Raw genomic sequence first — 12,119 nt, 5'->3', positions numbered from 1 at the left:
GAGAGAAGCAGCGGGCTTCTGTGAAGGATGAATATAAGAGAGACGAGGGAAAGAGAGTGAGTGTGAAAGAAGAAAGAGGGCAGGGCAGGAGAGGATCTTTTCTGTGGATTTTCCTGTTTCTGCTGGTAGTATGCGTATCTGGTGTAACGGGTGAGGCTGCGGGTGCATTGACGATACAGAGCTGTCGGATTGATCCGTCCAATCACGGAAGAGTGGAAGTGACGGCAACGGGAAGCCCCTATGTATCCGGCACAGATGGGAATTATTATCTGGTGGCACTTCTGCCTTATGAGAAGTCGGTGAGTCAGAAAAGTATTCTGGCAGGGACTTTGCCTCAGCAGAGTCTGGTGAAGTATGGCGCAGATCTGAATCTGAACAGTACCGCCAGCCTGTTATACCGGAAGTTTGCCATTGCGGTAAAGCGGAATCACCAGTATCAGATCGTCAGCAATTACCAGTATCTTACCAATCCGGAGGTACTGGCTCCTGTGACAAAGGCGTTTCCAAAGGCCGCATCCAAGAAGGGATTACATATCAAACCAACGATGATCTCAGATGCAGAGGATCTGGGAATCAAGCATGCGGCAGTGAATATCTGCCTGGATACATTTTTACCGACTGGAAGTCAGAAGAATGCTTCTTCCAGTTATTCCTACTATTATCAGGGGAAACAGTACTGGTTCCTGAAGTCGGGCTGCAGCGAAGTGGACAGCCAAACGAAGCAGCTGGCTCAGAGTAATGTGATCGTGTCCGGCATTCTGCTGCTGCGTAACAATTATGGAGGAAAGGTGCTGATTGCGCCGGATGCAAGGGGAGCAGGAAAGAATTATTATGGCTTTAATACCATGAATCAGGAAGGGGTAGAGACCCTGGAAGCGCTGATGCATTTCCTGGGAGACCGCTACATGAACAGTAACGGTAAGTATGGGACGGTAGTAAACTGGATTGTGGGAAATGAAGTTAACAATTACAATGACTACAACTATCTGGGACGGCTGGGATTTCAGGATTATATCGAAGCCTATACCAGAAGCTTCCGGATTGTGGATATGGCACTGCGCAGCGTATACAGCAATGCCAGAGTCTATATTTCCCTGGATCATCTGTGGAATATGCTTCAGCCTCATGGCAAATGTTTCACCTCCAGGTCTACACTGGATGCCTTTGCAGCCTGCCTGCAAAAGGAGGGAGATATCAACTGGAATCTGGCATTTCATCCATATCCTTCTCCGCTGACAGATGCGAACTTCTGGAATGACAATGTCACCAATTCAGACAGTACGAAGCAGGTGACCATGAAGAATCTGAGCTATCTGAGCAATTATATGTCCACTCATTTCCGCAGTGATGTACGGATTATTCTGTCTGAGCAGGGATTTACCTCCAGGACCAATGGCGTGACCAATGAGACGAAGCAGGCAGCTGCCTGGGCGTATGCTTACTATATTACGGAATTCAATGACAAAGTGGATTCCTTTATCATGAACCGCCATGTGGATCATGTGGCAGAGACTTCCCAGGGACTGTATCTTGGGGTATGGACGAACAAGAAAGGCAATCTGGAGTATGCGAATAAGAAAAAGCAGATCTGGAATGTATTTAAGTATATTGATTCCGCCGGATCTCAGGAAGTATCAAAGTTCGCACTGAATGTCATCGGCATCAGCAGCTGGAATTCGGTAATTCCGGGATTTACCTGGAATCGGTTCACCTCCATGGGAGGTTATAGTAATGGAAAGATAAGCAGTATTCACAAAGTAAGCAAGGCAAAATCCATCAGTAACTCTCTGAAGAACGGTTATAATGGCACCGTAAAAAAGAAGGGATCCACCACTACGGTAAAGGTCAGCACATCTGCCAATCCGAATCTGTACAGCGGTGCTGGATGGCGCTTCACCAAGGCGTTGAACTTCAAATCCAGAAAGTATTTTACCTGTAAGCTGAAAGTGGTTGGCATGAGGGAAAAATATGCACATGTACGGATCCGTTTCTTCCATGGTGCATCGGTATATGAGAGCACCATGAAACTGAAGGGCAATACCACGAAGCAGGTGAGTGTGAATCTGTCTAAATGGTCAGGAAGAAAGTCCGTAGATAAGATCCAGATCTGGGTACGACCAAATAAGAAGACACGTTGGAAAAAAGGTGCAAAGATCATGATTTCCAGTATGCGACAGGCTGCAAAGGTCAAATAAGCTGACAGGAAGATTGAAAATTATGCAAAAAATAAATTACAATGTATAAAATTTTCAATTATTGAATCTTTAAAAAGCACTTGCATTTTGAAAAAAAGAGTAGTAAGGTATTGATATCTTGAATGAAATGAGATTTTTAGAGAACGAAGGCGTTCCGCTAACAAGCGGAGCGCCTTTTTTGATGAGGAGGATAATTATGAGCGAGGCATTTAACGTAGCTGAGATCTTCGGAGAAGACGTCTTCAATGACAAAGTAATGCGTGAACGTCTTCCGAAGAAGGTGTACAAAGAATTAAAAAAGACCATTGATGAGGGAACACCACTGGATCTGTCTGTAGCTGATGTGGTCGCAGAGGCCATGAAGAACTGGGCAGTAGAAAAAGGTGCTACTCACTATACTCATATATTCCAGCCACTGACCGGTGTCACAGCTGAGAAGCATGATTCCTTTATTACAGCACCGAGAGAAGATGGCACCATCCTTATGGAGCTGTCCGGAAAAGAACTGATTCAGGGTGAACCGGATGCATCTTCCTTCCCATCAGGCGGACTTCGTGCCACATTCATGGCAAGAGGCTATACAGCCTGGGATTGTACTTCACCGGCTTATGTAAGAAAAGATGCAGCAGGCGCAATCCTTTGCATTCCTACCGCATTCTGCTCCTACACAGGAGAAGCACTGGACAAAAAGACTCCGCTGCTTCGTTCTATGCAGGCGATTAACGAACAGTCCTTAAGACTTCTTCGTTTATTTGGAAATACCACTTCCAAGAAGGTAACTCCTTCCGTAGGACCGGAACAGGAATACTTCCTGGTTGATAAGAAGAAATACTTACAGAGAAAAGACCTGATCTTTACCGGACGTACCTTATTTGGTGCAATGCCTCCAAAAGGACAGGAGATGGATGACCATTACTTCGGTACCATCCGTCAGAGAATTGCCGCTTACATGAAAGATGTAAACGAGCAGCTGTGGAAGCTGGGTGTAACCGCCAAGACACAGCACAACGAAGTAGCTCCTGCACAGCATGAGCTGGCTCCGATTTATTCAGAAGCAAATGTTGCAGTAGACCAGAACCAGCTGGTTATGAAGATTCTGAAAAAGACAGCCTGCGAGCATGGTCTGCACTGCCTGTTGCATGAAAAACCATTTGATGGAGTTAATGGTTCCGGTAAACACAACAACTGGTCCATCACCACAGATGACGGCATCAACCTGCTGGATCCAGGCAAAACACCTCATGAGAACATTCAGTTCCTGCTGGTACTGACCTGTATCTTAAAAGCGGTCGATGAACATGCAGATCTGCTTCGTGAAGCGGCAGCAGACGTAGGAAATGATCACAGACTGGGAGCCAACGAGGCACCTCCGGCAATTATTTCTATTTTCCTTGGAGATCAGCTGGATGACGTAGTGGCACAGTTAATCAGTACAGGAAGTGCTACACACAGTATCACTGGCGATAAGCTGGATACCGGTGTGAAGACTCTTCCAGTATTTTCCAAAGATGCAACAGACCGTAACAGAACCTCACCATTTGCATTTACCGGAAATAAATTCGAGTTCCGTATGGTTGGTTCCAAGGATTCTATCGCATCACCGAATATCGTGCTGAACACCATCGTAGCAGAAGCATTCTGCGAAGCCTGCGATGAACTGGAAAAAGCAGAAGACTTTGAACAGTGCGCACATGATCTGATCAAAAAATATGCAACCGAGCATCAGAGAATCGTCTTCAACGGCGATGGTTACTCCGATGAATGGGTAGCAGAAGCAGAAAGAAGAGGCCTGCCAAACCTGAAATCTATGGTAGATGCCATTCCTGCTCTGGTTACTGAAAAATCTGTTTCCATGTTCGAAAAATTCCATGTATACAGCAAGGTAGAACTGGAAGCACGTGTAGAGATTCAGTATGAAGCATACGCAAAAGCAATCAATATTGAAGCAAAGACTATGATCGATGTGGCCAGCAAGCAGATTGTTCCGGCAGTTATTGGTTACACTAAGAGTCTGGCAGATACCATCAATGCAGTGACAGCAGCCGGTGCAAAAGCAACCGTTCAGGTAGGTCTGTTGAATGAGACTTCAGATCTGCTGGAAGAAACCAAGGCAGCACTTGGCAAACTGACAGAACTGACAGCAGAAGCTGCAACCATCGAAGATGTCGAAAAACAGGCAAGATTCTTCCATGACAGTATCGTTCCGGCTATGGCAGCACTTCGTGCTCCGGTAGATAAACTGGAAATGATCGTGGATAAGGAAGCATGGCCAATGCCATCCTATGGAGACCTGCTCTTCGAGGTCTAACAGATAAGGTTACTTCATTGTAACACAATGTTCATATATCCTTAAATCCGAAAAAGCACCTCGTCCAAGGTGCTTTTTCGCTGTCTGTGGATCAGAAGAAATATCTTTCTGATTTAGAAAAATGATGCTACAATAGGAAAAAACAAAAAGGAATTTTCTAAGATGGTGCATATCATAGCAAAAGGTGAACAGGCCTCAATAGAAAGAATCAGGCAATTGTACGAAAGAAAAAATAAGATAGAGTAAATAGAGTCTGGAGAATCCTGTCGGAAAAGACGGGAGGTTCTCCAGACTTTTATGTCTGTGGAAGCAGATGTTGCAATCCGTACAAGGTGATCTCGGCAGCGGTCCTGGTCAGCTCTTCCAGTGACATATGGAAATCACGGCTGAACCATTTGGTGTACATGGATAAGATACCAGAGGCGGCATACTCTGCATAGAGGATATAGCGCTCATTGTCTGAATCAGCCGATATGTTATACTTCCGAAAAAAAACTTCGATCAGTGCATTTTTGGCTCGCTGAATCAGATGTGGAAGCAGATCAGAATGATTCAGAATGCGATAAAGATCAATATCCTCCTGAATCGTGTGGTTCAGATTTTCAAAAAAAGAATAAGAATTAAACATCTCTTTTTGGAACAATTCTTTTTCGAATACATGAACCAGCTTCAGAACCAGTTCATCTTCCAGTTCTGCAAAAATATCTTCTATATTAGAATAATACATATAAAAAGTTTTCCGGTTAATATCAGCCAGATCTGACAATTCTTTTACAGTAATCTGTGACAGAGATTTTTCAGATAAAAGATGTAAAAATGCCTGACGGATATTTTTTTTCGTGCGTAAAACCCGACGATCGGTTGGCTTTTCCGGTAAATTCATGAAACAGTCCTTTCTATGCAGTGTGGAGCGTGATGTAAGTTACATAGTGAATTGCAGTATCAAATTTGTAAAAAGCTATGGTTTAAGTAACAGTGCTGTGCAATCTGTTTCAAAAGTAACAGATACAGAGACATTGACCATTGTTTCTGTAGTATGCGCCTATTATAATCCACATATATTACAAAAGCAACACATGTTACATAATTGGAGGGATTTATGGCAACAGAATATTTAATTTATACAGATGCATCTGCGGATATTGACCCAGAATTTTTGAAAAATGAAAACATACATTTTGTACCGATGCGGTATATGGTGGGAGATGAGGAACGGATCTGCGAGGCTCTGGAAGAGGAAGCATTTCTGAAAAAATTCTATGATGCACAGAGGCAGGGAAAAGTGACGCAGACCAGTCAGATTACCCCACATACTTATGTGGAGACCTTTGAATCCATCTTAAAAGAAGGAAAGTCGATTCTGTATCTTTCCCTGTCCAGTGGCCTGACCAAGACCTTTGATTCGGTCTGTATGGCAGCTAACGAACTGGCAGAAACCTATACGAATGCAAAGGTAGTGCCTGTGGACAGTCTTTGTGCAACCGGCGGCATGGGACTGTTGCTGGAATGTGCGATTCGCAATCAGAAAAATGGCATGACCATCGAAGAAAACGCCAAATGGCTGAATGAGAACAAAGGGAAGATGACGCTCTGGTTCATGGTGGATGACCTGATGTATCTGAAGCGAGGCGGCAGAATCCCGGCGACCACAGCTATCATAGGTTCTGCGCTGAATATCAAGCCTATCCTGGAAGTAGATGCAGAGGGTAAGTTGATCACCATTGAGAAAAAACGTGGCCCGAAGATGGGGTTAAAAGCGCTGGAGAGCAAGTACAAGAAGCAAAGAGATGATTCTTATGGCAATCGAGTTTATATTGTCCACGGGGATTGTGAAGAATATGCTGATGAAGTGGAAAACATGATAAAAAAAGAAAATCCAAATGCCGATGTGACGAAAATGATGCTTTGTCCGATCATCGGATCTCATACCGGCCCGGGAATGGTAGCGGTGATCTTTTTCGGAGAAAAATAAGGAACAGGAGGAATCGTGGAGCAGTTGTCATAATCAGAATTATGTCACTCGACAAATTGTACAAAAAAATGACACAATTAACAAAATTACGACTTATGCACATAATATTATAAACCACGATATCCACACAAATTATGTCCACAAACCCAATAAAAGTGCAGTTATACACCAAGTTATACACATTATCCACATTTTTGTGAATAACAAAAGTGGTTTACATAGGTTTTTTTCAGAACGAATGTTTTGGATGTGTTTCACAAAAAACGCCTTTTTTCGACAACGAAAAATAAGATCGTGTATACAAAACAGGCTTGTAGATTCTCTGGGTGGTACCAGGACGAAATTGCTTGACTTTTTGCAGGTTCTCGGCTACCATGAACCGTAGTAAAAATCCAATTGTTTCGAACCGGCATGAGTTCGGGAAGACGCTGAATGTAAGAGTAAACAGGAATATGACAGCTTGCTGCCACTGGTGAGTGGACGCTGTCATGGCCAGGGAGAATATCTATGAGATTAAGAAACATACCAAGAGCGAATGACGTGATTGCATCCAGTCCACTGGTGATTCAGGATCCTAAAGCCCAGCGTGGGCAGTGGAAGGAAGTATTTGGCAATGATCATCCTATCCATATTGAAGTTGGAATGGGAAAGGGACGGTTCATTACAGAACTGGCGAGAAAGCATCCAGAGATCAATTACATTGGTATTGAACGATATACCAGTGTATTGCTCCGTGCAGTGGAAAAGCTGCAGGGAAAAGAACAGGCAGAGGGACAGGAAGCAGTGACCGCTGCGGCGAATATTCCGGAGAATCTATATTTTATCTGTATGGATGCCACAGAACTGCCGGAAGTATTTGCACCGGAAGAAGTGGCACGGATCTATCTGAATTTTTCTGATCCATGGCCGAAGGATCGCCACGCTAAGCGCAGGCTGCCATCCAGACAGTTTCTGGCACGCTATGATCAGATTCTGAAAAAAGACGGTACCATTGAATTCAAGACCGACAACCGTGGATTGTTTGATTTTGCATTGGAGGAGATCGAGCCGGCAGGCTGGAGACTGCTGATGCATACCTTCGATCTGCATGCAGATGCAGAACTGATGAAGGACAACATCATGACCGAGTATGAAGAAAAGTTCGCATCTAAGGGCAATCCGATCTGTAAGATGGTGATTGACCGGGAGCGGCAGGAACGCATATAAATATAGGAAATGAAACTGATTGGGGAAGATCGGAGCATAGATGCGAAAATATGGATGGAAAAGTCAGCTTTCATTATTTCTGTATGACCGCCAGATTGGCGGAAAGCGAATGACACAAATGAAAAAGTCTTTTCAGGAGGTTTCTCATGTGTTACAGGGGGAACCTCCCAAAAAGAAGAAGTGAAAAAGCAGCTGGCGGATGGTCAGCTGCTTTTCTAAACGGTAAAACAGGAAGAAAACCTGTCTGCTCAGATCTTATCCCGATCAATATTTTTTTTGCTCAGAACCCGGTCGATCAGCAGATTAAACAGGTAAACAAGAATGGCACCGATCGGAACACTCAGGAACATACCAAGGACACCGGCGATCTTGCCGCCCAGAGTAATGGATATGATAATCCATAAAGGCTTCATACCGACGGAGCTTCCCATCAGCTTTGGTCCAAGATACAGACCATCAAACTGTTGAAGAATCAGTATCATAATCAGGAATCCCAGAGACTTCCACGGATTCACAATCAGCAGAATCAGAAAGCCCGGAATAGCACCGATGAACGGACCAAAGTAAGGAATCATATTAGTGATGCCGACCACAATGCTGATCAGCACGGCATAATCCAGATCAAAGATGGTCATCAGAATAAAGCACAGACAGCCTATGATCAGGGAATCCAGTGCCTTGCTGACCATGAAGTTCGTGAAGATATTATTACATTCCCGCAAAACCTGAATGGAACCGTTGATATAGTTTTCCGGGACAAAGCTGTACAGGATGACCTTAATTAATTTTTTCAGTCCTTTTTTATCACCTAATATATAGATAGAAACAATCAATGCGACAATGGCATTCAGCACCCACTGTACAATTGATACAGAAGCGGTGTATATGGCTGGTACGATATCACTGGCAAAATTTCGAATGGTGGAAATCAGGTTCGGCAGAGCATCATTAACTGCTTTTTGAATATCTGACATATCTGTATTCGGAAAATGCTGCTGCAGATTGTTAAAGAAGTCTGTAGTAAGACGATACATCTTCGGCAGAGAATTCACCAGTTCAGTGATGCTGGAAAATACCTGTGGTACGATGAATATAATACAGATCAGGATCAGACCGAGCACCAGGACATAGGCCAGGATAGAGGCCAGGATGCGGCACACCTTTTTCTTTTTTATTTTTAAATACTTTTCCATGAGAAAGCAAAACCGATTGATAATCGGATTCATAATCATGGCAATCAGGACGCCCATCAGAAATGGCATCAGTACATTCAGCACACGCTTGATACCGTTGGTGACAGCAAACGGTGTCATCACCACCCGGATAATCAAAGCTCCCAGTAAAATCACCGTTACTGCATAAATACAGATGGTGAAGTAACGGTTATTGGGAAGAAAGCGCTGACGCTTATCCAGTTTGGATGGGTCATCGGGTGAAACATTCCGATTTTGACTCATATTACTACCTCGCAAATTCACTTTTTACTCAGTATAACCGCTTTTGAAAAGACATACAAGCACGGTTTTTTCGAAAGTCTAAAAGAATTGTAAAAATTTTTGTAAAAATTTAAAAAAAACACTTGCAAAATAGAAAAACATATCATATAATATCATTTGTTCGGAGCGAACAACAACTAAATAAGCGCGATTAGCTCAGCTGGCAGAGCACCTGACTCTTAATCAGGGTGTCCAGGGTTCGAACCCCTGATCGCGCACTGAAGGCACTGCTTTTGTAGACTTAGGAGCTATGGGGGCGGTGTTTTTTGTGTGTATGGACAGAGATTCAACAAATTCCGCTTTTCTTTCTATGGCCCGGTTTTGGAAATTCGGTGTGTTACCCTGGGATCAGTTAATTTTACATTTTCCGTGGTCTAATTGGCTTTAAATATCCGATATATAACCCTGAGATCAGTTAATTTTAGCTTTTCCGTGGCTTAATCGATTCAGGAAGTCTAATATATGACCCTGGATGTAAATGTTTTAGTTTTTTCAGGGCTTGTGTGAAATCCGAACTGATTTATGTCCATGTTTTAAAAGAAAGACGAACAACGAATGTAACAAATAAACTTTTAGAATGAAATATGGCAGGTAGAAATACATCAGAACTGCAAATTGTATCTCATGTATAGAAAAAGATACGAAAAAACTTGAAATTTATCATGGATATTTTCGGCTTATGGTGTTACTCTAGGATGTGAACGTTTTTGGTAAGACCAATTCGAAGATAAACGATAATTTTAAGATTGTGGAGAAATCCACAGGGGACAGGAAAAAAGCCAGAAAACACCGTCCCCAATGGAGGGAATATGGAAAAGGAACATAAGCGGCGTGTCCGATATAGGGGTACGCATCCTCGTAAGTTTGAGGAGAAGTATAAGGAACTGAATCCAGAGAAGTATGCGGATACGGTTGCGAAGGTGATCAGTAAGGGAAGTACACCGGCGGGTATGCACATTTCGATCTGTGTGAAAGAGATCCTGGATTTTCTGCAGATTCAGCCTGGGCAGAAAGGACTGGATGCCACATTGGGATATGGCGGGCACAGCCGCAAGATGATGGAGTGCCTGAAGGGACAGGGGCATCTGTATGCCCTGGATGTGGATCCTATCGAGATCGTGAAGACGACAAAGCGTCTGGAGGAAGCCGGGTTTGGACCGGAGATATTTACTTCGATTCAGGAAAACTTTGCCAATATTGATAAGATCGGAGTAGAGTACGGTCCGTTTGATTTCTGCATGGCAGATCTGGGCGTGTCCTCTATGCAGATTGACAATCCGGAAAGAGGTTTTTCTTATAAATTAGACGGTCCTTTGGATTTACGTCTGAATCCGGAAAAGGGTGTGTCGGCAGCACAGCGTCTGCGGGAAGTGAGCAGGGAAGAGCTGGAGGGTATGCTGGTGGAGAATTCAGATGAACCTTATGCAGATAAAATTGCTGTTGAGGTGGCGAAGACCTTCCGCAAGGGACGGAAGATTGAGACGACCACAGATCTGCGGGAAGCAATCGAACGGGCACTTGCTTTTCTGCCGGACGATAAAGAAAAGAAGGATATTCTGAAAAAGACCTGTCAGAGAACATTCCAGGCATTGCGGATAGATGTGAACAGTGAATTTGAAGTGCTGGAAGCGTTTCTGGAGAAGCTGCCGGACATCATGGCACCGGGTGGAAGAATAGCGATCTTGACATTCCATTCCGGAGAAGACCGCCTGGTGAAGAAAGCGTTCCAGGCTTATTATAAAGAAGGTATTTTTCAGGATATTGCCAGAGAAGTGATCCGGCCGTCTGCAGAAGAATGCAGAGCCAATGGACGGGCCAGATCCACAAAAATGCGCTGGGCAGTCAAAGCCTGATGGAAAGGAAGTAATATAATATGAAGTATCTCAGACAATTTATGATCATTTTGCTGGTATCCTTTTGGGGAGAACTGCTGAAATATGTCATTCCTCTTCCGGTGCCGGCCAGTATTTACGGACTGGTGATTCTCTTTATTCTGCTGGAGACCGGTATCCTGAAGCTGAATGCAGTAAAAGAAACATCGGTATTTTTGATTGAAATCATGCCGTTGATGTTTATCCCGGCCGGAGTCGGACTGATGGAATCCTGGGGAGACTTAAACAGCATGCTGTTGGAAGTAGTTGTGATCATTCTGGTATCCACTGTGCTGGTTATGGGTGTGTCAGGAAAAGTGACAGAACTGGTTCTGAAACGTTCTGCCAACAAGAAAGGAGAAACAAAAGATGAATGATGTTATGCTGGAATCCCTGTTTTTTGGGGTGTTGGTCAGTTGCGTAACCTATGAACTGGGAGGATGGCTGCGGAAAAAGACAAAGATCTCTCTGATCAATCCACTACTGTTCTCGATCGTGGCAGTGATTGCCATTCTTCTGGCCTGTCACATTGATTATGATACCTATTATGATGGAGCAAAATATTTAAGCTATCTGCTGACACCGGCGACGGTCTGTCTGGCGGTACCGCTGTATGAACAGGTAGAACTGCTGAAGAAAAATGTAGTAGCGATTGTTGCCGGCATTTTATCTGGCGCATTGACCAGTGTTACCTGTGTACTGGCTCTGGCAATGATTTTCCATTTTTCCCATGAGCAGTACGTCACCCTGCTTCCGAAGTCTATCACGACAGCCATCGGAATGGGTGTTTCTGAAGAACTGGGGGGATTTGTGACTATTACGGTAGCGGTCATTATCATTACAGGAATCGTGGGAAATATCATCGCGGAATACGTCTGCAAGCTGTTTCGCATCACGGATCCGATTGCAAAAGGAATCGGAATCGGATCTGCTTCTCACGCTATTGGAACTGCAAAAGCCATGGAGATGGGAGAAATCGAGGGTGCAATGAGCAGCTTATCCATTGCAGTATCTGGAATTATTACCGTAGTACTGGCGGCATTGTATGCAGGAATCTACTAAAAAAACACG

At 43.9% G+C, this 12,119-nt stretch carries 9 protein-coding genes and 1 tRNA gene; 8 read left to right on the top strand and 2 right to left on the bottom strand.

Translation table 11 applies throughout. The features are described 5' to 3' along the window. The first annotated feature begins 20 nt into the window (after positions 1-20). Together OCV47_RS03685 and OCV47_RS03680 are read left to right on the top strand one after the other, a co-directional pair. Positions 21-2,195 (top strand): DUF5722 domain-containing protein, encoded by a 2,175-nt coding sequence (locus tag OCV47_RS03685; RefSeq protein ID WP_262653832.1) that lies wholly within the window; start codon positions 21-23, stop codon positions 2,193-2,195. 196 nt (positions 2,196-2,391) lie between these two features. After that, a complete protein-coding gene (locus OCV47_RS03680; RefSeq protein ID WP_262653830.1) occupies positions 2,392-4,503 on the top strand; it encodes a glutamine synthetase III family protein in 2,112 nt (703 codons plus the stop codon). 295 nt (positions 4,504-4,798) lie between these two features. Here the strand turns inward: OCV47_RS03680 and OCV47_RS03675 are convergent, their stop codons facing one another. Next, positions 4,799-5,386 (bottom strand): TetR/AcrR family transcriptional regulator, encoded by a 588-nt coding sequence (locus OCV47_RS03675; protein ID WP_262653829.1) that lies wholly within the window; start codon positions 5,384-5,386, stop codon positions 4,799-4,801. Between the two features lie 216 nt (positions 5,387-5,602). On the opposite strand from OCV47_RS03675, the gene OCV47_RS03670 reads away from it, so the two are divergent. Together OCV47_RS03670 and trmB are read left to right on the top strand one after the other, a co-directional pair. After that, positions 5,603-6,475 carry a DegV family protein gene (locus tag OCV47_RS03670; RefSeq protein WP_262653826.1) on the top strand — a complete coding sequence of 291 codons (873 nt, stop codon included), beginning with the start codon at positions 5,603-5,605 and terminating at the stop codon, positions 6,473-6,475. A gap of 507 nt (positions 6,476-6,982) precedes the next feature. After that, positions 6,983-7,681 carry a tRNA (guanosine(46)-N7)-methyltransferase TrmB gene (trmB, locus tag OCV47_RS03665; protein WP_262653824.1) on the top strand — a complete coding sequence of 233 codons (699 nt, stop codon included), beginning with the start codon at positions 6,983-6,985 and terminating at the stop codon, positions 7,679-7,681. 248 nt (positions 7,682-7,929) lie between these two features. Here trmB and OCV47_RS03660 read toward each other — a convergent pair whose 3' ends face one another. Next, positions 7,930-9,138: an AI-2E family transporter gene (locus OCV47_RS03660; RefSeq protein WP_262653823.1), complete on the bottom strand. Its 1,209-nt coding sequence runs from the start codon at positions 9,136-9,138 to the stop codon at positions 7,930-7,932. 184 nt (positions 9,139-9,322) lie between these two features. Between OCV47_RS03660 and OCV47_RS03655 the strand changes: the two genes are divergently transcribed. The 4 genes from OCV47_RS03655 (at position 9,323) to OCV47_RS03640 (ending at position 12,110) form a co-directional block, all read left to right on the top strand. After that, positions 9,323-9,395 (top strand) — tRNA-Lys (locus OCV47_RS03655). A gap of 591 nt (positions 9,396-9,986) precedes the next feature. After that, entirely contained in the window at positions 9,987-11,030 is a 1,044-nt protein-coding gene (gene rsmH, locus OCV47_RS03650) for a 16S rRNA (cytosine(1402)-N(4))-methyltransferase RsmH (protein WP_262653820.1), read from the top strand. A gap of 20 nt (positions 11,031-11,050) precedes the next feature. Beyond that, a complete protein-coding gene (locus OCV47_RS03645; RefSeq protein ID WP_262653818.1) occupies positions 11,051-11,425 on the top strand; it encodes a CidA/LrgA family protein in 375 nt (124 codons plus the stop codon). After that, entirely contained in the window at positions 11,418-12,110 is a 693-nt protein-coding gene (locus OCV47_RS03640; RefSeq protein WP_262653817.1) for an LrgB family protein, read from the top strand. The genes OCV47_RS03645 and OCV47_RS03640 overlap by 8 nt, the downstream gene beginning before the upstream one ends. The last annotated feature ends 9 nt before the right edge of the window (positions 12,111-12,119 follow it).

This window comes from Muricoprocola aceti, from assembly GCF_025567005.1.
GTDB classification, from domain to species: domain Bacteria; phylum Bacillota; class Clostridia; order Lachnospirales; family Lachnospiraceae; genus Marvinbryantia; species Marvinbryantia aceti.
The sequence above is the reverse complement of the archived record's forward strand: the minus strand, read 5'-3'. Positions and strand labels throughout refer to the sequence as shown.